We start from the raw sequence: 19,046 nt of genomic DNA, 5'->3' as shown, positions 1-19,046 counted from the left end.
GGCGATTGAGCAGCGGGGTCCGGGGCAGCGCCCCGAGACGTAGGAGAGGCACCCGCAACAATCGTCCCGCCGATGTCAGACCCACCCATTAACCTCGGTCGACATGAGACTGCTCCACACGTCCGACTGGCACCTGGGCCGCACGTTCCACCGCGTGAACATGCTCGACGCCCAGGCCGCCTTCATCGCCCACCTCGTCGACACCGCCCGCGAGCGGAGCGTGGACGCCGTGGTCGTATCGGGCGACGTGTACGACCGCGCGGTCCCCCCACTCGCGGCCGTGGAGCTGTACGACGACGCCCTGCACCGCCTCGCCGAACTCGGCGTCCCCACCGTGATGATCTCCGGCAACCACGACTCGGCCCGCCGCCTCGGCGTCGGCGCAGGACTCATCGGAAGAGCCGGCATCCACCTCCGTACGAACCCCTCCCGGTGCGCCGAGCCGATCGTCCTCCCGGACGCCCACGGCGACGTCGCGTTCTACGGCCTGCCGTACCTCGAACCCGCCCTGGTGAAGGACGAGTTCGGCGTCCCCAGGGCCGGCCACGAACACGTCCTCACCGCCGCCATGGACCGGGTACGCGCCGACCTCGCCACCCGCCCCGCGGGCACCAGGTCCGTCGTCCTCGCGCACGCCTTCGTGACCGGCGGCGAACCCAGCGACAGCGAGCGGGACATCACGGTGGGCGGAGTCTCGGCCGTCCCGGCGGGCGTCTTCGAAGGCGCGGACTACGTAGCCCTCGGCCACCTGCACGGCAGTCAGACCATCTCCGACCGGGTCCGCTACTCCGGCTCGCCGCTCCCGTACTCCTTCTCCGAGACCGACCACCGCAAGAGCATGTGGCTGATCGACCTCGACGCCGAGGGCGCGGTGACCGCCGAGCGCCTCGACTGCCCGGTCCCACGCCCCCTCGCCCGCATCCGCGGCGACCTGGAGGACCTCCTCGCCGACCCGGACCTCGCCCCCCACGAGGACTCCTGGGTCGAGGCCACCCTCACGGACACCGTCCGCCCCGACGACCCGATGGCCCGCCTCACCGACCGCTTCCCGCACACCCTCAGCCTGCTCTTCGACCCGCGCCGCACGGACGACGACGAGCCGGACGCCACGTACGCCGAGCGCCTCAAGGGGCGCGACGACCACGAGATCGCGGAGGACTTCGTGACCCACGTCCGGGGCGCAGGGCCCGACGAGAGCGAGCGGGCCGTGCTGCGGTCCGCGTTCGACGCCGTGCGCACGGACGACACGGTGCGCGAGGTGGCCCGTTGAGGCTGCACACACTCACCATCACGGCCTTCGGCCCCTTCGGAGGCACGCAGCGGATCGACTTCGACGAGCTGTCGGCGGCGGGCCTGTTCCTCCTGCACGGCCCGACCGGCGCGGGCAAGACCTCCGTCCTCGACGCGGTCTGCTACGCGCTGTACGGATCCGTGCCCGGCCCCCGGCAGGGCAGCGGCGGCCAGGGGCAGACCCTGCGCAGCGACCACGCCGAGGCGGGCGTGCGCACGGAGGTGGTCCTCGACCTGACCGTCGCGGGCCGCCGCCTGGAGGTCACGCGGCAGCCCCCGTTCGCCCGCCCCAAGAAGCGCGGCACCGGCTTCACCACGGAGAAGGCGCAGAGCTGGCTGCGCGAGTACGACGCCGTGGAACGGGTCTGGAAGAGCACGGGCAGCCGCTCCCACCAGGAGATCGGCGAGGAGATCACGCAGCTGCTCGGCATGAGCAAGGACCAGTTCTGCCAGGTGGTCCTCCTCCCGCAGGGCGACTTCGCGCGCTTCCTGCGCGCCGACGCGGAGGCCCGCGGCAAACTCCTCGGCCGGCTCTTCGACACGCACCGGTTCGCCGCCGTCGAGCAGCGGCTCGCTGAGGACCGCAAGGTGGCGCAGAAGCAAGTGGTCGCGGGCGACGCGGAGTTGCTGGCCGACGCCCACCGCATGCAGCAGGCGGCCGGCGGCCTGGTGGAGCTGCCCGCCGTCGACGCGGCCCCGGGCGACCCCGGGCTCGCGGACGCCGTCCTGACGTGGGCGGCCACCGCCCGCTCCACCGCGCGCGAACACTTCACGCACGCCCATCTCGCCCTCGACGCGGCCGAGTCGGCGCGGATCGCGGCGCAGCGCCACCTGTCCGACGTCGCGGAGACGCACCGCCTGCAACGGCGCTTCGCGCAGGCCGGCGAGCGCGCGGCGGCCCTTGAGGAGCGCGCCGAGGAACACCGCGCGCTCCAGGACCGCATGGACCGCGCCCGCAAGGCGGCGACGGTGGAACCGGCGCTGGCCCTCCGGGAGGAGTCGGAGGCGACCCACCGGGGCGCGTTGGAGGAGGACCGGCGGGCGCGTGCGGAGCTGATGGCTTGGGGGGCGGGTGGCCACGGGGCCCCGCCCGCAGACGGGACCGGCCCGGCATCGCCGGAGGCGCTCGCGGGGGGAGCGGGGGGAGCGGGGGATCGCGCGGATCCGTACGGAGCCGGGGGAGTCCCGGCCTCGCCGGAGGCGCTCGCGGCGGCCGCCCGGCGTGTCGCGCAGGAGCTCGGCGGGCTCGACGCGGCGCGCCGCGCCGAGCGTCGGCTCGGCGAGCTCGCGCGCGAACGCGACGGCGTCGACCGCGAGGAGCGCGCCGACACCGATCTGCTCGCCGACACCGAAGGCTGGCTCGACGGCTGGGACGCCCGCCGCGCCGAACTCCAGGCCCGGGTCGACGAGGCGCAGGTCGCCGCGACCCGCGCCGAACACCTCGCGGGCCAACTGGAACCGGCCCGTACGCAGGCCCGCGCCGCCGTCGAACGCGACCGGCTCGGCGCCCGAGCCGAAGCCGCCGAGGCCGACGCGCTGCGCACCCGCGAACAGGCCGCCGCCGCGCACGAGCACTGGCTCGGCCTCAAGGAGCGGCGCCTGCGCGACGTCGCCGCCGAACTCGCCGCGGCCCTCACCGACGGCGAGCCCTGCACCGTGTGCGGCGCCACCGAACACCCCGCGCCCATGCCGAAGTCCGAGGGCCACGTCGACCAGGCCACCGAGGAAGCGGCGCTGGCCGCCTACCGCACCGCCGACGCGCGCCGCACCGAGGCCGAGCGCGCCCTGGGCGACGTACGGGAGGAACTGGCGGCGGCGAAGGCCGCGGCAGGAGAGACGCCCGCCGCGCAACTCGCCGACACGGCGCGCGAATTGGCGGAGCGACACGCCGAGGCGCACGCCCTCGCGTCCACCGCGCACCCCGCCCGCGAGGCCCTCGCCCAGGCCGAGAGCGAGCACGACCGGCGCCGCACGGCCCGCCAGGAAGTCGCACAGCGGACGGCCGCGCGCACCTCGCTGCGCGAAGCACTCGACCGTGAACAGGCCTCCCTGGAAGGGGAGTTGTCACAGGCGCGCGGTGACGCCGAGAGCGTCGAGGCGCGCGCCGCGCAACTGGAACGGCAGGGCACCCTCCTCACCGAGGCCGCCGACGCGGCCCGCGCCGTCGAGGACACCGCGCGGCGCCTCAAGGACGCGGACGCGCGACTCGCCGACGCCGCGTTCCGGGCCGGGTTCGACACGCCGCAGGCGGCCGCCGCCGCGCTGCTCGACGACGCGCGCCACCGCGAGCTCCAACACCGCCTGGACGCACGGCAGTCGGAGGAGGCCGCCGTACGCGCGGTGCTCGCCGAGGAGGACACCGCGGCGGCCGCCCGCGAACCGGCGGCCGACGTGCCCGCCGCCCAGGCCGCCGCACACGCCGCCGACGCGCGCGTACAGGCGGCCGGCTCCGCGCGCGACGAGGCCCGGCGCCGCTGCGCCGAACTAGACCGGCTCTCCCGCCGCGCCGCCACCGAGGCCCGCCGCCTCGGGCCGCTGCGCGAGACGTACGACCGGGTGGCCCGCCTCGCCTCCCTCGCGGCCGGCACCGCCGCCGACAACGAGCGCAAGATGCGCCTGGAGTCGTACGTGCTGGCCGCCCGCCTTGAACAGGTCGCGGCGGCAGCCACCGCGCGCCTGCGCCGGATGTCGTCCGGCCGCTACACCCTGGTGCACTCCGACTCCCTTGCGGGGCGCGGCCGTTCGGGCCTCGGGCTGCACGTCGTCGACGCGTGGACAGGACGCGAGCGCGACACGGCGACCCTCTCCGGCGGCGAGACCTTCTTCGCCTCGCTCGCCCTGGCCCTCGGCCTCGCCGACGTCGTCACCGACGAGGCGGGCGGCGTCCGCCTCGACACCCTCTTCATCGACGAGGGCTTCGGCAGCCTCGACGACCAGACCCTCGACGAGGTCCTCGACGTCCTCGACTCCCTGCGCGAACGGGACCGCAGCGTCGGCATCGTCAGCCACGTCGGCGACCTGCGGCGCCGCGTGCACGCGCAGTTGGAGGTCGTGAAGGGGAGGGAGGGTTCGCTGGTGCGCCAGCGCGGCGTCCAGCTCGCGTAGCGCCCGCGCCCCGAGTTCGCGTAATGCCCCGGGTCTCAGGACCCGACCGCGATCGCCCGCCGAGGCAGTGGCGACGAGTACACGACGCTCGTCGTCACCGAGCCCAGCGCGCCGATCCGCCCGGAGACCTCCTCCAGGTGCCGCATGGAGCGCGCCGCGACCTTGATCACGAAGCAGTCGTCGCCGGTGACGTGGTGCGCCTCCAGGATCTCCGGCGTCGCCTCGACGAGGTCGTGGAACGGCTTGTAGTTCCCGTTCGGGTAGCGGAGCCGCACGAACGCCAGGATCGGCAGGCCGAGGCGCTCCGGAACGACCACCGCCGTGTACCCGGCGATCACCCCCGCCTCCTCCATCCTGCGCACCCGCTCCGTCACGGCGCTCGCCGACATGGACACGGTCCGCGCCAGCTCGGCGTATCCGGCGCGGCCCTCGCGCTGGAGGGCGGTCAGGATGCGCCAGTCGGTGGCATCGGGGACGTAGGGCGTGGAATCAGCGGTCACCGTTGAGAAATAGCAGGGGAATCCCCGGCTGGACAAGGGGAATGCCGGGGATCGTGCCTTCAGCCGGCGTGCGGCCGACCGTAGATTCTCCGGCATGAACAACACCACCACCACCGCTTACGTTGCCAACCCCGTGCTGCGCGTCGCGCCCGCGTCGCCGTCCGCCGCGGCCGAGTACTTCGGCGCGAGCCTCGCCTTCCACGCCGACGTGTCCGACGTCGCCGCCGCGCTCGCCTCCGGCGGTGCTCCCGGATTCGTTCTGCTCGACTCGCGGTCCACCGAGTCCTGGGATCAGGGGCATGTACCCGGGGCGGTGCACCTGCCGACGGCGCTCATCGAGGAGCAGGCGGAGCGGGTCCTCGACAGGGGGGTGCCTGTCGTCACGTACTGCTGGGGGCCCGGCTGCAACGGGGGTGCGCGTGCCGCGCTCGCCCTTGCGCGGCTCGGGTTCCAGGTCAAGGAGATGCTGGGCGGGTTCGAGTACTGGGTGCGTGAGGGGTTCGCGTACGAGACGTGGGAAGGGGTGGAGCGGCGCTCCGCCGACCCGTTGACCGCCCCGCTCGACGCGGATGCCTGCGGGTGCTGACCGGGCCTGTCGCGGCTACCCGTTCCTACGTCGCGGGGCTCCGCCCCGGACCCCGCTGCTCAATCGCCGCAGGGGCTTGGTTGTGCGGTGCGGTCGCGGACTTGCTCGGAAAGGGTGAAGGTCAACTCGTAGCGGGCGTACAACTCGAAGGTCCGGCCGCTGCTGCGGCCGAACTCCGCGGCCAGCACCGGCCACACCTGCTCGGCGGGCGCGGCGACGACGATCCGGTGCTCGTCGATGAAGGGCAGGCGGGACGGCTCCACGAAAAACAGCTTAGGCACGAGCGCGTCGTCAGGCATGATCCACGGCATGCCGAAACTTCCTTCTCCAACCGCCGACGAACTCCGCCGCGATCCTCTTCCGTTGCGGGGCCGCGCCGCCCTCGTCACCGGGGCGAGCCGGCGCGGCGGGATCGGGTTCGCCGTGGCGCGCAGGCTCGCCGCGTACGGGGCGAGCGTGTATCTGCACCACCACGTGGCGCACGACGAGTCGCAGCCGTGGGGCGGTGACCGGCCCGACGAAGTGGCCGATGCCGTACGGGAGGTGTGCGGTGCGGCCGACGCGGTCGTGGCGCACGGGCCCGCCGACCTCACCGAACCCGACGCGCCCGCGCGCCTCGTCGACGCCGCCGCGCAGGCCCTCGGCGGACGCCTCGACATCGTCGTCGCCAACCACGCCCTCAGCGGCTCCGACGGCACCCTCGACACCATCGACGCCGCGATGCTGGACGCCCACTGGGCCGTCGACGCCCGCTCCGTGGTGCTGCTCGTGCAGGCCTTCGCCCGGCGCCGGGAGGCGGCGCGGGGCGGTCGGGTCGTCATGATGACGTCCGGTCAGGACATCGCCGACGGGATGCCCGGAGAGATCGCGTACGGCTTGCAGAAGGGCGCGCTCGCCTCCATCACGCGCTCCCTCGCGACGGCGCTCGCCCCGCGGTTCGTGACCGTGAACACCGTCAACCCCGGCCCCGTGGACACCGATTACCTGGACGGCGACGTGTACGACGCCATCGCCGGGATGTTCCCCGCCAAGCGGTGGGGGATGCCCGACGATCCGGCCCGGCTCATCGCGTGGCTGGCCACGGACGAGGCCGAGTGGATCACCGGACAGGTCATCGACTCGGAGGGCGGCTTCCGGCGGACCTGATCCCCCGGGGCCGCCGCACCCTTACAGCTTCGACAGTTCGTCCACCAGGTCGTCGAGGCCGAGTGAACCCTGCGACAGGGCCGCCATGTGCCACGCCTTCGCGTCGAAGGCGTCCCCGTGCGCGGCCCGCGCCGCCTCGCGGCCCAGGAGCCACGACCGCTCGCCCAGCTTGTAGCCGATCGCCTGGCCCGGGATCGACAGGTACCGGGTCAGCTCGCTCTCCACGAAGTCCGCGGGGCGGCTGCTGTGCGCGCCGAAGAACTCCTGTGCCAGCTCGGGCGTCCAGCGCTCGCCGGGGTGGAACGGGGAGTCCGCCGGGATCTCCAGCTCCAGGTGCATGCCGATGTCGACGATGACGCGGCAGGCGCGCATCATCTGCGCGTCCAGGTACCCGATCCGGGTCTCGGCGTCCGTGAGGAAGCCCAGTTCGTCCATGAGGCGCTCCGCGTACAGCGCCCAGCCCTCCGCGTTCGCCGACACGATGCCGAGCGTCGCCTGGTAGCGGGACAGGTCACCGGCGACGTGCGCCCACTGCGCGAGCTGGAGGTGGTGGCCGGGCACGCCCTCGTGGTACCAGGTCGACACCAGGTCGTAGACGGGGAAGCGGGTCTGGCCCATCGTCGGCAGCCACGTGCGGCCGGGGCGCGAGAAGTCCTCCGACGGCGGCGTGTAGTACGGCGCGGCGGCGCTGCCCGCGGGCGCGATGCGGGACTCCACCTGGCGTACCCGGTCGGCGAGTTCGAAGTGCGTGCCGTCGAGCGCGCCGATCGCCTCGTCCATCAGCTTCTGCAGCCACTGCCGCACCTCGTCGACGCCCTCGATGTGCCGCCCGTGCTCGTCGAGGTGCGCGAGCGCCACCCACGGCGTCGCGGCGCCCGGCAGGATCTTCTCGGCCTCCGTGCGCATCTCGGCGAGCAGCCGGTGGAACTCGCTCCAGCCGTACGCGTACGCCTCGTCCAGGTCGAGGTCCGTGCCGTTGTAGTAGCGCGACCAGCGCGCGTACCGCTCGCGGCCCACCACGTTCGACGCGCCCTCGACGGCGGGCGCGTACACGTCCCGCATCCAGTCCCGCAGTTCGGCCGTCGCGGCGTCCGCCGTGCGCGCCGCGGCCGTGAGCTCCGCGCGCAGCGCCTCGGGCCCCGCGCCCACGAACTCCTCGAACCAGCCCTGCCACTCGCCGAGTTGACCGATGACCGTCGCGGTCGGGCGCGGCGCCGCGTACAGCTTGCGCTCCAGGCCGAGCGCGAGCGTCTCCCGGTAGCCGGCGAACGCGGCGGGCACCGCGCGCAGCCGCTCGGCGATCGCCGCCCAGTCCTCGTCCGTGTCGGCCGGGGTGACCGTGAACACCTCGCGCGCGTTGTGGATCGGCGAGCCCAGGTTGGAGACGGCGCGCAGGTGCTCGTCGGCCTCGTGCACCGCGAGCGCGGCGGTCAGGCGCTCGCGCAGCAGCCGGGCGCAGCGCCGCTCGACGTCGCTGTCGGCGCCGGGCGCCCGCTCGGCCTCGTCGAGGCGGGCGAGGGTTTCGCGAGCGAGGTCCGCGGCGGCGTCGAGACCGGCGGGGGACAGGTCGGGGAGCTTGCTGTGGGACTCCCGGACGCCCAAGTAGGTGCCTTCCACGGGGTCGAGGGCGACCACCGCGTCTACGTAGGCGTCGGCGACCTGCCGGGGCAGTTGGGCGGGGGTGGCGTGCTGAGGGCTCGCGGTGTGTGGCATGGGACACATCCTCGTACGAGTCAGGGGGCCACGTCACCATGATTCGCCGCAGGCGGAAGCAGCGGTCCGCACTTCCACTGCTGGAAGATCAACCGGGTCTCGACGCGGGCCGCTTCGGGGCGCGCCGTGAACGCGTCGAGCACGAGTCGTTGCAGGTCGGCCATTCGTTGCAGGTCGGCCATGCCGCACACCGGGACGTGCACCACGTAGTCGCCGGGTCCCGTCGGATGGAACACCGTGCGGGCCTCCGGCAGCGCCCGGATCCGCTCCACGAACGGCCCGACGGGCGATCCGCACGCGGTGACCGCCGGGGTCGGACTGATCACCCCGGCGGTCGGCCCGGCGGACGTCGAGGACCTGTGGGCGGACCTGGACCGGGCGCTGGGTGCTGCTGCCGCTCCTCGGGCGGGTGCTACTGGTGCCGCTGGAGTTACTGGTGCTGCTCGGCCCGCTCGTACTCGGACGCGTACGGCTGCGCGGTCCGCGTCGGCGCCGCGGCCAGCCGGGCGGTGATCACCAGCGTGCCCTCCTCGATCTGGTAGTCGAGGGGCAGGCCGAGGCCGCGCATGGCGGCGACCATGCCCGTGTTGGACGACCGGGTCACCGCGTACACGCTCGCGCAGCCCGCCTCGCCGGCCATCGCGACGAGCCGGCCGAGGAGTTCGGTGCCGATGCCGCGGCGCTGCCAGTCGTCCTCCACGAGCAGCGCGAGCTCCGTCTCGTCGCCGTCCCACAGCAGATGACCGAGGGCGACTATCCGCCCCGAGGCCGTCTGCGCGGCCAGCGTCCGGCCGAAGCGCGGGCTGAGCAGGTGGTTGAGGTAGCGGTCCGCGTCCGAGACGGGCCCGTGGTAGCGGCTCGCCAGGGTGTCGCGCGAGCACCGCTCGTGCATCGCCTTCGCCAGGGCCAGGTCGCCGCCGTCGGCGCGCCGCACCGTGATGTCGTTGCCCTCGGGCAGCGTCAGGACGTCCGTGGCGCCCGGCACTCGCGGGCCGAGCCTGGTGTCGAGCTCGACGAGGGCGCGGGCGCGCGCGAACTCGGTGGGCGTGAACGGCAGATACGGCCGCTCCACCGTGATCGCCCCGCCCTCCGGGGTGCGAAGCCGCAGCACCGTGTCGTCGAAGCCGCCCTCGACCGGCGCGCCATCGGTGCCCGCGGCCGCGTGCGCGGGCAGCTGCTTGATGGTGCAGCGGCCCAGCAACTGCCGCAGCGCGAGCGGCAGTTCGGCGGCGTCGAGCGCGGTGCGGGTGGCGAGGCCGAGGACCCGGGTCGGGGCGTCCACCAAGTCGTGGGCGTCCGCCCGCTCGACCCAGGTGTCGGCGCCGCCCGCGTCCGCGACCGTCCCGGCCAGCTCGCCCGTGGTCAGCTCCTCGGGCGCGCGCAACAGGAACTCGTCCACGGTGCCCTCGGCCAGCGGGTGCGTCTGCAGGCTGAGGATGTCGACCCGCAACTGCGCGAGCGCCGCGCACAGCGAGGCCAGCGAACCCGGCTCGTCCCGCACGGTCGTCCGCATCCGCCACAGCGCGCTGCCGCTCGCCGGGGCGGACACGGGCGGCCGTGCGCCGGTATCCGCCGTGGGTGGAGCGTGCTCCTTGCGTCGTGACCACCACAAGCGGAGACCGGCGGCGGCAGCGGCGGGCAGGGTCGCGGCGCAGCAGGCGACGACGGCGATCACGGCGACATCATGCGTCTGGATATTCATGCGCCCACTGTGCAGGACCGGTGTTGCGTGATCACAAACGGTTTGTGACCGACGGGTTAAGCGGGCTTATGTCGGATTTCCGCGCTCCGGCGCCGCCCCTTCACTGCCCGCTTCACTGCCCCACCCGACCCGGCTGCAAGGTCTGCGAGAACAGCACGTCGCCGCCCTCCTGCCGCAGCCGTACGGTGAGTTCCCCGCTGTCGCCGTCGATCTCGACCTCGCCGAAGTACGGCGGGGTCTCGGCCGGCGAGGTGTTGTTGCGGTCCGGCGCCTTGATGAAGACCTGCCGGGGCCCGAACGTGCCGTCCAGCTTCAGCGCCTTGAACCCGCCCGCCGCCAGCGGCCCCGACACGAACTCCCAGAACGGCTCGAAGTCCTTGAACGCGGCGTTCGCCGGCTCGTAGTGCTGCGCCGACGTGTAGTGCACATCGGTCGTCAGCCACAGCGTGCCGGTGATCCGCTCGCTCTTGATGTGCCGCAGCAGCTCCGCGATCTGCAGCTCGCGCCCGAGCGGCGCCCCCGGATCGCCCTGCGCGACCGCTTCGAAGTTCGCGCTGCCGTCGGGCACGACGAGCCCCAGCGGCATGTCGGAGGCGATCACCTTCCACACGGCCCGCGACCGCGACAACTCCCGCTTCAGCCAAGCGAGTTGCTCGGCTCCCAGGATGCCGGTGGTGTCGTCGGCCTGCCGCCCCGGAGAGTTCGCGTTCCGATACGTACGCATGTCGAGCACGAACACGTCGAGCAGCGGCCCCTGCCGCAGCACCCGGTACACCCGCCCGTCCTTGTCACCCGGCGGCAGCGTGGAGACGGGGAAGTACTCGCTGAACGCGCGCAGCGCCCGCGCCGACAGCACGTCGACGTTCTTCTCCGTGTAGCGCTCGTCCGTGAGGATCTGCCCCGGGTACCAGTTGTTGTGCACCTCGTGGTCGTCCCACTGCGTGATGGTGGGGACCTGGGCGTTGAAGCGCAGCAGGTTCTCGTCGAGCAGGTTGTAGCGGAACGCGCCCCGGAACTCGTCGAGCGTCTCGGCGACCTTCGACTTCTCCTCGGTCGTCACATTGCGCCACACCCGCCCGTCGGGCAGCGTCACGCTGGGCAGGATCGGCCCGTCGGCGTAGATGTTGTCGCCGCTGCACAGGAAGAAGTCCGGGTCGAGGGCGCGCATGTCCTCGTACACGCGGTAGCCGCCCCGATCCGGGTTGATGCCCCAGCCCTGCCCCGCGATGTCGCCCGACCACAGGAACCGCACCCCGTCGCGGCGTGACACGGACGCCGTGCGGAAGGTACCGGCGACCGGTTCGCCGGTGCGCCGCGGGTCGTCGGGATCGGCGAGCAGCACGCGGTAGTGCACCTGCTCGCCGGGCGGCAGACCGCGCAGCCGGGTCGTTCCGGTGAAGTCGGTGTCGGGGCCGATCAGCGGCCCCTGCCATCTGGTGGCGTTCCGATACGACTCCGTGGCTGACGTCTCCACGACCATCCGCGCGGGCCGGTCCGAGCGCACCCACACGAGCCCCGAGTGCGCCCCCACGTCCCCGGCCTGCACGCCCCAACCGGCCTTCGGCCGCCCGGAGCGCGCGAACGCGGGCGCGGCGGCGCCGCCGATCGCGGGCAGCCCGAGCGCGGCGGAGGCGGCGACCGCCCCGCGCAGCACGCCACGGCGACCGGGCAGCGCGCCGCTGGGCAGGGACTTCGGACTCGACGGACGGTGTGCCATGGATGCCTCCAGTAACGGTTCGGACGACGCGATTCTGATGACAGATCCTGATCCCAACGGAAAACCCAAGTGAACAACCGTCACTGCCGTCTAGGGAACCGGGCGCGCGGAACGCGCCTTTGCCGCCCGCGCCAACGGAGGCCACGGGCAGCAGCAACTCCCAGGCGGGGGAGGGGGAGTCACGGTGTACCGGGACGGGTGACGGCGTCATACCGGCGACCCTAAAGGGCCGCGCGCCCCGCGCGGATTGGTCCCCGACGCGGCCCCTCAAGTGGACCTCGTACCGGACCACCCCGCTCCCTAACGTCGCCTCCATGAACGTCACTTCCCTCCGCGGCTCCCTGCTCGCCGCGCTCGCCTGCGTCCTCGTCGGCGGCTCGTTCACCGCGAACAGCGTCCTGGGCCACTACCCGTACGCGGGCGGCCAGTTCCTCCGGTACGCCGTCGCGTGCCTGCTCCTCCTGCCGCTGCTCGGGCGCGGCGGAACGCGCCCGCTGCGAAGCCTCGCGCCGCGCCAGTGGGCGAGGCTCGCGCTGCTCGCCGCCGTCGGCATGGTCGGCTTCAACCTCGCGATTCTCGCCGCGGAACGCTCCGCCGAACCCGCCGTACCGGGCGTCTTCGTAGGGTGCGCGCCCGTCGTGGTCGCCGTACTGGTGCCCTCACTGAGTGGTACCCGCCCCCAACGGGCCGTCCTCTACGGGGCGTTGCTCGTCGCCGCCGGAGCCTTCACGGTCCAGGGGTGGGGTCGCACGGACGCCGCCGGAATCGCCTTCTCCGTATGCGCCCTCGCGGGGGAGGTCGGCTTCGCGGTGCTCGCCGTGCCGGTGCTGCGCCCGCTCGGCCCACGGCTGCTGTCCTGCGTCGTGTGCGCGATCGCCGCACTGGAGGCGGCCGTTGTCGGCGTCGTCGTGGACGGCGCCTCCTGGTTGCGCGCGCCGGACGGCGCCGAGTTCGCGGCCCTGGTGTGGCAGGCGGCGATCGTCACGGTGATCGGCTTCGTGTGCTGGTACACGGGCATCCGGCGGATCGGCGCCGAGCGGGCGACGCTGTTCTCCGGGCTCATCCCCGTATCGGCGGCCTGCACCGCACCGCTGGTCGGATCGGGGAGGTACGGCCTCGCCCAGGGCGTGGGCAGCGCGCTCGTCGCGGCCGGGGTCGCCCTGGGCTCGGGGGTGTTCGGCCGCCGGTCAGCCGGCCGGGCGGCTGCCGTCGAGGATCACGCGCGCGACGAGCGCCGGGTCGTCGTTCATCGGGACGTGCCCGCAGCCGGGCAGCTTGACCAGGCGGGCCCGCGGGATGACGTGCTTGGCGCGGATGCCCTGGCGGCGCACGAGGAGCCGGTCCCTGACACCCCAGCCGATCGTGACCGGCAGGTCGTCGTCGGCGATGTCGTCACGGAACAGCACCGTACGCCCCGCCTCCAGGGACTCCCGGAAGCCGGTGGCCTCCCGCAGGGCCAGCGTCTCCGCGACGACCGCGTCCGGTGAACGGCGGCCGGGGTGCGCGTAGATGGTGCTGGTGAGCGCCGCGCGCCCCACCGCCGAACGCGAGAGCCGCTCGATCACCCGCACCGGCATGGCCCGCGCGCCCGCCCGCATCGCGAGCAGCGTCCCGAACGCGTACCGCCGCTCCGCCTCGGTCCAGAACCCGGCGGGGGAGAGCGCCGTGACGGACCGTACGAGCTTCTCGCGGCCCAGGTCGAGGGCGAGCAGCCCGCCCAGCGAATTGCCCGCCACGTGCGGCCGCTCGATCCCGAGGTGCCGGCAGAACGCGTCCAGGACCGGCACCACACCCGCCAGGTCGTACCCGAGCCCGTCCGGCAGCGCGGGCGAGCGCCCGAACCCCGGCAGATCCACCGCGATCACGTCGCGCTCCGCCGCGAGGATCGGCAGCACCGGCTGCCACGCCTCCCAGTGGTGCCCGATCCCGTGCAGCAGGAGCAGCGGCTCCCCCGTGCCCGTGCGCTCGTACGCGAGGCGCACCGTGCGGGGACCTCCGGCGCTCTCGATACTGAAGGACGCCTCTGTCACCATGTCGCTCGCTCCCGCTTCAGACCTCTTAGACTCCTTGTCAGCAACAATTACCGCTCGGTAGCCCGCAGTTCAAGGGGAGTGGCCGAAGTCGTCGGATGCACGCTGGACACCGGGCGACGCGTCCTATGGGATGGACGAGTGGGCACCGGTATCGACATCGATGACTTCGAAGAGCACCGCCCCGTCCTGATGGGCGTGGCCTACCGCATGCTGGGTCGCGTGGCCGACGCCGAGGACGTGGTGCAGGACGCGTGGCTGCGCTGGAACAGAGCGGACCGCGCCGAAGTGCGCGAACCGCGCGCCTACTTGGTGCGCATCACCACCCGCCTCGCCATCGACCGACTCCGGCAGGTCCAGGCGCGCCGTGAGTCCTACGTAGGGCCATGGCTGCCCGAGCCGCTCGTCACGGACTTCGGGCCGACGGTGCCCGACACCGCCGAGCAGGCCGTGCTCGCCGACTCCGTCTCGCTCGCCGTGCTCGTCGTCCTCGAATCCCTCTCCCCGCTCGAACGCGCCGTGTTCGTGCTGCGGGAGGCCTTCGGCCTGTCGTACGCGGAGATCGCCGGCACCCTCGACCGCGGCGAGGCCGCCGTGCGGCAACTGGCCACCCGCGCGCGCAAGCACGTCGACGAGCGGCGGCCCCGCTTCGACGTCGACCCGGCGCAGCAGCGCGACCTCACCGAACGCTTCATGGCCGCCGCGGCCGGGGGCGACTTCGACGGGCTCATGGCGATGCTCGCCCCGGACGCCCGGCTCGTCGGCGACAGCGGCGGCAAGTCGAAGGCGCCGCTGCGGGTCATCGAGAGCGCCGACAAGGTGGGTCGCTTCCTGGACGGCGCCGCGCGCCGGGGCCTTCCGGCGGGCTACGAGTTCCGTCTCGTGGAGTTCAACGGCGCGCTCGGCGTGCTCGTCACCGGAAACGGCAAGCCGGACTCCGTCATCCAACTCGGCCTCCACGAAGGCCGGATCCAGCACGTCTACATCGTGCGCAACCCGGACAAGCTGGCCTCCTTGGCCTAGCCGCTGCCGCCTTCGGGCCCGGCCCCGGCCACGCGCGCGGGGGGCCGGGCCTCTCCATGTCCCGCGGGGTCCCGGCGTGTCCCGATCGGGGATTGGTATTGACCAAGTTCCGAAAGCGGTCATACCCTCGCAGGGATAAGGCAGGAACCTTTAATAAACAAGGGCGATAAAACGCTGCCAGGGCACGGCTGTTGCGGAGGACAGGGTGGGGACCACGCAGTTGGAAGCGGCTCCGGAGCCGAAGTACTGGCACCTGAAGACCGTGCTCAGCGAGGCGCTCGACTCCGAGTTCACGGTGGGGGAGATCCTGCCGAACGAGCGGGATCTCGCGGCCCGCTTCGGCGTCGCCCGCGCCACGCTCCGCCAGGCACTCGAACAGCTTGAGCTGGAAGGCCGGCTGCAGCGCCGCCGCGGCGTGGGCACCACGGTCGCCCCGCCCCGCATGGGCGTCGCCGTCGCGTCGAACGCCAGGGACTGGCCGGGCGGCAGCGACGACGCGTGGCAGGCCGTCGACGCCACCGTCGAGAGCCCGCCGAGCGCCGTCGCCGCCGCGCTCGAGACCGCCCCGGACACCGAGGTGCACGTCCTGCGCCGCACCCGCGTCTCGAACGGCCAGCCGGTCGCGGCCGAGCTGCTCTACGTCCCCTCCGCCGCGGCCCCCGACCTGCCCACCACCGACACCGGCGCGGCACGCGCGCGTGCGGTGCTGCGCGAGCTGCAGAGCCTCGGCCTCGACGGCGAGGACCGCGCCGTCGAACTGGGCTCGGCCCGCGCCGACGACGCCAAGGAACTCGACCGCCTCCCCGGCGCCCCGGTCCTCGTCGTCACCACCCGCTACTTCACCCACGGCACCCCCGCCGCCGTCTCCGTCGCCACCTACCGCGCCGACACCTGCCGCCTCACCTTCGGCGACACGGCCTCGGTGGAGATCCACGACGCCCCGCACCCGAAGGCTTCCTGACCCACCCGCGCGCCGGGCCGTCGCGAGGTCCACGAGTCCCCATCGGCAATCCCCATGGGCGCGCATGTCTCAAAAATATCCACCAGGCCCACTCGTTTCCTTCACGCGTGTTAGCTTCCGTGGTCCAGTACTGGGACAACGCCGGTACCCGCATCCCGGTCCGCGAGTACCGGATCGGAACGGCCAGCCGCCCCCAGTACCTGTACTGGCTGCACACCGACACCAACGAGACCGCCCCGCCCGGCCGGGTCAATCTGGCCGTCTACAGCCGCAACCCGGTCGGCCTGGCCAACGAACTCGGCAACACGGCGACCGTCCACGGCCCCGGCGGGGTCACCTTCCCCTCGTCGTCGTCCATCCTCGACTACGTGGTCGTCCCCAACGGCGGCGTCCAGCCACAGCCCGCCGTGGCCGGCGTCGCCGTCGTCAACGGCATCCGGACCTCCGACCACTACCCGGTCCTGTACGCGCTGAACAACCTGCCCAACCCGCCGACCCCCACCCGCTCGGCGGCGCCGCCCCTGCCCGCGCGGACGGTCGTCCGCAACGCCGCCACCACCCAGGCGGCCGGCCCGAGCCAGGGCGATCACTCCGTGCGCGACCAGCCGCTCAACCAGGCCAACCTCCCGGCGCGGACCTTCAGCCTCGCCGCCGACCCGGAGTTCCCCGGCTACTACCGCATGCACCACGCGCAAGCGCCGTACAACGGAACGTACTTGGGGCAGGAGGGCGGCGCTCGTGACGCGCGCACGGTGATGTGGCCGACCGAGGCCGCGGACCAGCTCTGGGCGCCCGCCGGGCCGGGACTACAACGGCACCGCCGCCCAGCGTTGGTTCCTCCAGAACGCCGACGAGGCGCTGCAGGCCAAGGAGGTCGTGCTTCAGGAGGAGACGCCGGAGCCCTTGGTCATGGAGGTCGACCGGCAGGACGACGCCGGTTCGCCGGTGATCCTCGACCGCGACGAGGACGCGGAAAGCCAGCGGTTCAGCGCGATCCCCGCGGGCCGGACCGGCGACAACCCGTGCTACTACCTGGTCAACAAGGGGCGCTACGTCAACTCGACCTCCGCCCACCCGTACCAGCCACTGGGCGGCAGCGCGGTGACGATGGACCTCTTCCGGCCCAACGACGACGGCTATCCGTGGTGCACGACGCCCGACGGATTCGGCGGGGTCCGGCTGGGCAACCACACCGCTCCCGACGAGCGGGTCCTCCTCACACCCGGCCCGGCGTCAGGCGGGCGCCTGACCGTCGAGTCCGGCTCGTCCGGGGCCAGTTGGGCCCTGTCGTAGGACAGCGGTCCGGGAGCCGGGGTGCCGTGCGCGTCAGTGGCGTGCGGTGACCCGGCTCTCCGCCGCGAACAGCTTCGCCTCCACGTGATCGAGCGCCAGCCGCAACGCCCCCGTGGCCACGGCCGCCTCGCCGAGCACCGACAACGCCACCCGCGGCGGCCGCAGGCAATACCGCTCCAGCTCCCGCCGCAACGGCTCAAGCACCCCGTCGAGCCCGGCGGCCCACCCACCCACGACCACCAGCTCCGGGTCCAGCGCGAGCACCAACGCCGCGACGTCGTGCACCAACCGCTGCAGAAACCGCTCGACCGCGGCCGACGCCCGCTCGTCGCCCTCCCGCGCCAGCGCGAACACCTTCGCCACGGCGTGCTCGTCCAACGGATGCAAGGGCTCACCCGTGGTGGACAGCAACGCCTCCGGCCGCACCTCACGCCCCAGCAGATGCAACGCCCCGATCTCCCCGGCGGCGCCCCCGTACCCCCGGTGCAGCCGCCCACCGATCAGCGCACCAGCCCCGGGGCTCAGCCCGGCCAGCACGAACACCATGTCGTCCGTGTCCGCCCCGGCCCCCTTCCAGTGCTCGGCCACGGCCGCCGTGTTCGCGTCGTTCTCCACCAACACCGGGCACTTGAAGGACCGCCGCAACCGCTCGCCGAGCGGCAGCCCGGTCCACCCCGGCAGCGCCGTCCCGAGCCGCACCGTCCCGTCCGCCTCCACGATCCCGGGACTGCCGACCCCGACCGCCCACAGCGAACCCCGCGCCACACCCGCACGGCGCAGCAGATCGGCGACGGTGCCCCGCAACCGTTCGAGCCGCTCGTCCGCGTCCGCGGCCTCGTCGACCTCCTTGGCCGCCGAACCGAGCACCCTCCCGTCGAGCGCGGAGAGCACCGCCGACACCCGGTGCGCGCCGATCTCCAGGCCGAGCAGATGCCCCGCCTCGGCCCGGAAGCGGAACTTGCGCGCGGGCCGGCCCTGCCGCCGCGCCCCCGACTCCTCGACCGTGGTCTCCACGACGAGCCCGGCCTCCATGAGCCCCTCGACGACGCCCTCCACGGTGGGCCGGGAAAGCCCCGTGACGCGCGTGACCTCCGTGAGCGTCGCGAAATCGGCGGAGCGCAACGCGTGCAGCACCACCGCCGAATTGATCCGCCTGAGCAGAGAGGGATCCCCGCCGGTCAGCCGCCCCACCGTCGTCCTCCCGCAGTCGCACCAGTTGGCCGGATGGTACCCGCAGCAGCCGCAAGCGGCGAGAGTCGGGTGCACTTCTGTGCCGTACGCTGCTCAGCCGCGCGGCGCGGGAACCTTGCAGGTCGCCCCCTCAACTCGGCGCCACGAACCCCGACTCGTACGCCGCGATCACCGCCTGCGTCCGGTCCCGCGCGCCCAGCTTCGTCAGCACCGCGCTCACATGCGACTTGACGGTCTCGGTGCCGACGACGAGATCCGCGGCGATCTCCGCGTTCGACAGGCCGCGCGCCATCAGCCGCAGCACCTGCCCCTCGCGCTCGGTCAGCGCCGCCCGCTCCAACGCCGCCCGCGCGGCCGAACTCCCGTACTCCGCCGCCAATTTGCGCACGGCCGCCGGGAACAGCAGCGACTCGCCCGCCGCGACGAGCCGCACCGCGTGCACGATCTCCTCGGGCCGCGCCCGCTTCAGGAGGAACCCGTCGGCGCCCGCGCGCAGCGCCCCGTACACGTACTCGTCGTTCTCGAACGTCGTGATCACGAGAATCTTCGGCGGCCGTTCCGCGCCGCGCAGCACCGCACGCGTGGCCTCGATCCCGTCGAGCAGCGGCATGCGTACGTCCATGGCGACCACGTCGGGCCGCAGCTCGCGCACCAGCGGGACGACCGCCGCGCCGTCCGCGGCCTCGCCCACCACCGTGATGTCGCCCTGCGCTTCGAGCACGGCGCGCAGCCCGGCGCGGACCAGGGGTTCGTCGTCGACGAGGAGGACAGTGAGCGGCACCCCGTCAG

General features: G+C 73.4%; 15 protein-coding genes and 2 pseudogenes. 8 read left to right on the top strand and 9 right to left on the bottom strand.

The features are described 5' to 3' along the window. Positions 1-103: 103 nt before the first annotated feature. Positions 104-1,270, top strand: a complete 1,167-nt coding sequence (locus RBJ65_RS20315; RefSeq protein ID WP_306324037.1) for an exonuclease SbcCD subunit D — start codon at positions 104-106, stop codon at positions 1,268-1,270. Further along, entirely contained in the window at positions 1,267-4,395 is a 3,129-nt protein-coding gene (locus RBJ65_RS20310) for an SMC family ATPase (protein WP_306332156.1), read from the top strand. Before RBJ65_RS20315 ends, RBJ65_RS20310 begins: the two co-directional genes overlap by 4 nt. Positions 4,396-4,430: 35 nt before the next feature. Here RBJ65_RS20310 and RBJ65_RS20305 read toward each other — a convergent pair whose 3' ends face one another. Continuing rightward, positions 4,431-4,895 (bottom strand): Lrp/AsnC family transcriptional regulator, encoded by a 465-nt coding sequence (locus RBJ65_RS20305; RefSeq protein ID WP_306317621.1) that lies wholly within the window; start codon positions 4,893-4,895, stop codon positions 4,431-4,433. Between the two features lie 94 nt (positions 4,896-4,989). Between RBJ65_RS20305 and RBJ65_RS20300 the strand changes: the two genes are divergently transcribed. Next, on the top strand, positions 4,990-5,481 hold the full coding sequence (locus RBJ65_RS20300) for a rhodanese-like domain-containing protein (RefSeq protein ID WP_306317620.1): 492 nt from the start codon (positions 4,990-4,992) through the stop codon (positions 5,479-5,481). Between the two features lie 59 nt (positions 5,482-5,540). On the opposite strand, the gene RBJ65_RS20295 is transcribed toward RBJ65_RS20300, so the two are convergent. After that, the gene (locus RBJ65_RS20295; RefSeq protein ID WP_306317619.1) at positions 5,541-5,792 is read right to left on the bottom strand and encodes a hypothetical protein; all 252 of its coding nucleotides are present in this window, start codon (positions 5,790-5,792) and stop codon (positions 5,541-5,543) included. Between RBJ65_RS20295 and RBJ65_RS20290 the strand changes: the two genes are divergently transcribed. Next, on the top strand, positions 5,791-6,627 hold the full coding sequence (locus tag RBJ65_RS20290) for an SDR family oxidoreductase (protein ID WP_306317618.1): 837 nt from the start codon (positions 5,791-5,793) through the stop codon (positions 6,625-6,627). The genes RBJ65_RS20295 and RBJ65_RS20290 overlap by 2 nt on opposite strands. A 21-nt stretch (positions 6,628-6,648) precedes the next feature. Here the strand turns inward: RBJ65_RS20290 and RBJ65_RS20285 are convergent, their stop codons facing one another. The 4 genes and pseudogenes from RBJ65_RS20285 to RBJ65_RS20270 all read right to left on the bottom strand — a co-directional run bounded on the left by RBJ65_RS20285 (position 6,649) and on the right by RBJ65_RS20270 (position 11,759). Continuing rightward, complete coding sequence (locus tag RBJ65_RS20285; RefSeq protein ID WP_306317616.1) at positions 6,649-8,340, bottom strand: DUF885 domain-containing protein; 1,692 nt, start codon at positions 8,338-8,340, stop codon at positions 6,649-6,651. 20 nt (positions 8,341-8,360) lie between these two features. After that, positions 8,361-8,624 (bottom strand): annotated as a pseudogene (locus RBJ65_RS20280) (Lrp/AsnC ligand binding domain-containing protein); the annotation flags it as partial. 146 nt (positions 8,625-8,770) lie between these two features. Next, positions 8,771-10,042, bottom strand: a complete 1,272-nt coding sequence (locus RBJ65_RS20275; RefSeq protein ID WP_306317615.1) for a GNAT family N-acetyltransferase — start codon at positions 10,040-10,042, stop codon at positions 8,771-8,773. A 112-nt stretch (positions 10,043-10,154) separates the two neighbouring features. Beyond that, positions 10,155-11,759, bottom strand: coding sequence for an alkaline phosphatase (locus RBJ65_RS20270; protein ID WP_306317614.1), 1,605 nt, complete (start codon positions 11,757-11,759; stop codon positions 10,155-10,157). Between the two features lie 314 nt (positions 11,760-12,073). On the opposite strand from RBJ65_RS20270, the pseudogene RBJ65_RS20265 reads away from it, so the two are divergent. After that, positions 12,074-12,910, top strand: a pseudogene (locus tag RBJ65_RS20265) (DMT family transporter); the annotation flags it as partial. 36 nt (positions 12,911-12,946) lie between these two features. Here RBJ65_RS20265 and RBJ65_RS20260 read toward each other — a convergent pair. Continuing rightward, positions 12,947-13,792, bottom strand: a complete 846-nt coding sequence (locus RBJ65_RS20260) for an alpha/beta fold hydrolase (protein ID WP_306317613.1) — start codon at positions 13,790-13,792, stop codon at positions 12,947-12,949. A gap of 138 nt (positions 13,793-13,930) precedes the next feature. Here RBJ65_RS20260 and sigJ point away from each other — a divergent pair, with 138 nt between their 5' ends. The 3 genes from sigJ to RBJ65_RS20245 all read left to right on the top strand — a co-directional run bounded on the left by sigJ (position 13,931) and on the right by RBJ65_RS20245 (position 17,066). Beyond that, entirely contained in the window at positions 13,931-14,812 is an 882-nt protein-coding gene (gene sigJ, locus RBJ65_RS20255; RefSeq protein WP_306317612.1) for an RNA polymerase sigma factor SigJ, read from the top strand. Positions 14,813-15,017: 205 nt separating this feature from the next. Next, positions 15,018-15,773 carry a GntR family transcriptional regulator gene (locus RBJ65_RS20250; RefSeq protein WP_306317611.1) on the top strand — a complete coding sequence of 252 codons (756 nt, stop codon included), beginning with the start codon at positions 15,018-15,020 and terminating at the stop codon, positions 15,771-15,773. Positions 15,774-16,649: 876 nt separating this feature from the next. After that, positions 16,650-17,066 (top strand): hypothetical protein, encoded by a 417-nt coding sequence (locus RBJ65_RS20245; RefSeq protein WP_306317610.1) that lies wholly within the window; start codon positions 16,650-16,652, stop codon positions 17,064-17,066. A 33-nt stretch (positions 17,067-17,099) separates the two neighbouring features. Here the strand turns inward: RBJ65_RS20245 and RBJ65_RS20240 are convergent, their stop codons facing one another. Beyond that, the gene (locus tag RBJ65_RS20240) at positions 17,100-18,257 is read right to left on the bottom strand and encodes an ROK family protein (RefSeq protein WP_306317609.1); all 1,158 of its coding nucleotides are present in this window, start codon (positions 18,255-18,257) and stop codon (positions 17,100-17,102) included. 130 nt (positions 18,258-18,387) lie between these two features. Then, positions 18,388-19,038 (bottom strand): response regulator transcription factor, encoded by a 651-nt coding sequence (locus RBJ65_RS20235; protein ID WP_306317608.1) that lies wholly within the window; start codon positions 19,036-19,038, stop codon positions 18,388-18,390. Positions 19,039-19,046: the final 8 nt, after the last annotated feature.

It is taken from the genome of Streptomyces sp. KL109B, assembly GCF_030766935.1.
GTDB lineage: Bacteria > Actinomycetota > Actinomycetes > Streptomycetales > Streptomycetaceae > Streptomyces.
Note: the sequence above shows the minus strand (reverse complement) of the source record. Positions and strands in the feature narration are given on the sequence as shown.

Bases quoted from the DNA above. Each gene is read 5' to 3' on its own strand.
- RBJ65_RS20260 (WP_306317613.1), bottom strand. From the start codon at position 13,792: ATGGTGACAGAGGCGTCCTTCAGTATCGAGAGCGCCGGAGGTCCCCGC.
- RBJ65_RS20270 (WP_306317614.1), bottom strand. From the start codon at position 11,759: ATGGCACACCGTCCGTCGAGTCCGAAGTCCCTGCCCAGCGGCGCGCTG.
- RBJ65_RS20315 (WP_306324037.1), top strand. From the start codon at position 104: ATGAGACTGCTCCACACGTCCGACTGGCACCTGGGCCGCACGTTCCAC.
- RBJ65_RS20295 (WP_306317619.1), bottom strand. From the start codon at position 5,792: ATGCCGTGGATCATGCCTGACGACGCGCTCGTGCCTAAGCTGTTTTTC.
- RBJ65_RS20290 (WP_306317618.1), top strand. From the start codon at position 5,791: ATGCCGAAACTTCCTTCTCCAACCGCCGACGAACTCCGCCGCGATCCT.
- RBJ65_RS20285 (WP_306317616.1), bottom strand. From the start codon at position 8,340: ATGCCACACACCGCGAGCCCTCAGCACGCCACCCCCGCCCAACTGCCC.
- RBJ65_RS20300 (WP_306317620.1), top strand. From the start codon at position 4,990: ATGAACAACACCACCACCACCGCTTACGTTGCCAACCCCGTGCTGCGC.
- RBJ65_RS20275 (WP_306317615.1), bottom strand. From the start codon at position 10,042: ATGAATATCCAGACGCATGATGTCGCCGTGATCGCCGTCGTCGCCTGC.